This is a genomic window from Leucobacter sp. M11 (assembly GCF_035726885.1).
Lineage (GTDB): Bacteria > Actinomycetota > Actinomycetes > Actinomycetales > Microbacteriaceae > JAPFRB01.
Genome location: NZ_JAPFRB010000005.1, coordinates 168,331 through 170,982 on the forward strand (window position 1 = coordinate 168,331; position 2,652 = coordinate 170,982).

The window sequence follows — 2,652 nt, forward strand, 5'->3', positions numbered from 1 at the left end:
CCGAGGGAGAGGGCACCGATCAGGGCGGCCTTTGGCAGCGTGTCCACGTTGGGCGATGCCAAGACCGAGGCGAGGATTCCCCCTCCCCAGAGCACCGCGGCGCCAGTGATGGTCTGCACGATGGGGCTGCGATTGTGAAACGCCAGGGGTGATGCTGCGCCGAGCTCTCGTCCGGGGATCGGGTCCTGCTGCCCCAGGGCGCGCTCAATTTCTGACAACCGCACGGCCTCGGAAACTCGCGTGAGGGTGAAGGCGCCGGCCCCTTCGAGCCGCAGCCAGCCGGAGCCCCGCTCGCTGTCGCTAAAAGAGAACACGCCGGGCGTGCTCGTGAGCGAGGGAGAATACGCGAGGAGAGCCGTCGAGGCCTGCCCGGCCGCGGACTGGAACGCTCCGATTGTGACGGCCTCGACGCGCTCGTCGGGGGAGGGCGTCCCCCGCCCGTCGCGGGTGCGAAACACCCGGATCTGCACCCGGGTCGCGGCTGGTTCAGCCATCCTCCCACGCATCCTCAGACGTGAGGAACGGTGCTGAGCGGTGGAATGAGGATCTGAATGGCCCGGGACCGAGCGTGAAACGCCGACCGTGAACCCTGGTGACCTGCTGGCAGGGTTTCTCGACCCGAATCAGACAGCAACCGGGTGGTTGATGAAAAATCCCAGACGAAGCGCAGCCCGCAGGCGGCGAGCACACTCAGAACGAAGATGAAGCACAATCGTTGGGGCCACCGGGCCAAGGCTTCCTCCGGTCCTGGGGTGTTGGGGTTCCTGGGAGGACAGGCACCCCGAGCCCTGGATGCTGGAGCTGCTGGCCGGTTCCACCCAGCTCATCTTCGGCGCGCTGCCGCGACGGCTTCGGGCGGAACCCGCGGGCGACACCCCCGGCTGAGCCGATCCGCTCCGACGGGGGCGGGGCGCGGGGTCGGCTCACGGAAAAGAGGAATAGACTGGGGTGATGCTCGGGGCGGACCCCCGGGTGAGGACGGAGTAAATTCGGTGAGCATCCTGGACGGTATCTCGTCCCCGAGGGACCTCGACGCGCTGACTCCGGATCAGTTGGCGCAACTCGCCGCTGACATCCGGGAGTTTTTGATTGCGGAGGTCTCGAAGACGGGCGGCCACCTGGGGCCAAACCTCGGGGTGGTCGAACTGACCATCGCCCTGCACCGGGTCTTCGACTCGCCGCGCGATCCCATCGTCTTCGACACGGGCCACCAGTCCTACGTGCACAAGCTGCTCACGGGTCGCAAGGACTTCAGCGAGTTGCGCGTCCGGGGCGGGCTCGCGGGCTACCCGCAGCGCTCCGAGTCGCCGCACGACATCGTCGAGTCCTCGCACGCCTCCAGCTCGCTCAGCTGGGCGGACGGCATCTCTCGCGCCTACGCGCTGACCGGTCAGAGCGACCGCACGGTCGTCGCGGTTGTCGGCGATGGGGCGCTCACCGGAGGGATGACCTGGGAGGCGCTGAACAACATCACGGACGACAACTCCCGCAACCTCGTCATCGTGGTCAACGACAACGGACGCTCCTACGCGCCCACGATCGGGGGCATGGCCCGCTTCCTGAACACGGTGCGGACGCAGCAGTCCTACCGGGAGCTGCAGCTCGGCAGCGAGAAGGTCTTCGATCAGCTGGGTTCCCCGGGCCGCGCGATCTACCGCGGCGTGCGCGGGGGCGTGCACGGCTTCCTGAGCCGTTTCAGCAATAACGACCACCTGTACTCGAACCTCGACATCAAGTACCTGGGTCCGGTGGACGGCCACGACCTCCCCGCCCTGGAGGCCCTGCTTCGCCGCGCCAAGGACTTCGGGCAGCCCACACTCGTGCACGTGATCACCGAGAAGGGGCGCGGCTACGAACTGGCCGCCCGCGACGAGGCCGAGAAGTTCCACGCGATCGGCGCGATCGATCCGGACAACGGCGCGGCCCTGAAGCCGGGCGGCGGCCAGAACTGGACGGGGGTGTTCCGGGACGAGATCGTCACCCTCGCCGCCGAGAACGAGCGCCTCGTCGCGATCACCGCCGCGATGCTCCGCCCCGTCGGGCTGGACGGCTTCGCCGAGGCCTTCCCGAGCCGCGTCTACGACGTGGGCATCGCGGAGCAGCACGCGGTCACGACCGCGGCCGGGCTCGCCTTCGGCGGGCTGCACCCCGTCGTCGCCATCTACGCGACCTTCATGAACCGCGCCTTCGACCAGGTTGTGATGGACGTTGGCCTGCACCGCGCGGGCGTCACCTTCGTGCTGGACCGGGCGGGCATCACCGGTCCCGACGGCCCGAGTCACAACGGCATCTGGGACCTGGCGCTCCTGCAAATCGTGCCGAACATCCGAATCGCGGCGCCCCGCGACGCGACCCGCCTGCGCGAGGAGCTCGCCGAGGCCGTCGCGGTCGAGGATGCCCCCACCGTGGTGCGCTTCCCGAAGGGCACGGTCGCGGAGGACGTGCCGGCGCTCCGTCGCCTGGCCGACGGCGCCGAGGTCCTCGCCGAGGGCGAGGGCACCGATGTCTTGTTCGTGGCCACGGGCACGATGGCGAGCGTCGCCCTCGGCGCCGCCGCCCAGCTGGAGGCCCAGGGGATCTCCTGCACCGTGATCGACCCGCGCTGGGTGATCCCCGTGCGCGATTCCGTCGTCGAACTGTCCCGGAACCACC

Annotated in this window: 2 protein-coding genes; one reads left to right on the plus strand and one right to left on the minus strand. The window is 69.1% G+C overall.

Annotated features, from left to right (window positions below; translation table 11 throughout):
• The coding region (locus OOT08_RS16135) for a hypothetical protein (protein WP_325093845.1) at positions 1–494 on the minus strand (494 nt) is incomplete at its 3' end.
• A gap of 498 nt (positions 495–992) precedes the next feature.
• Between OOT08_RS16135 and dxs the strand changes: the two genes are divergently transcribed.
• The coding region (dxs, locus tag OOT08_RS16140) for a 1-deoxy-D-xylulose-5-phosphate synthase (RefSeq protein ID WP_325093846.1) at positions 993–2,652 on the plus strand (1,660 nt) is incomplete at its 3' end.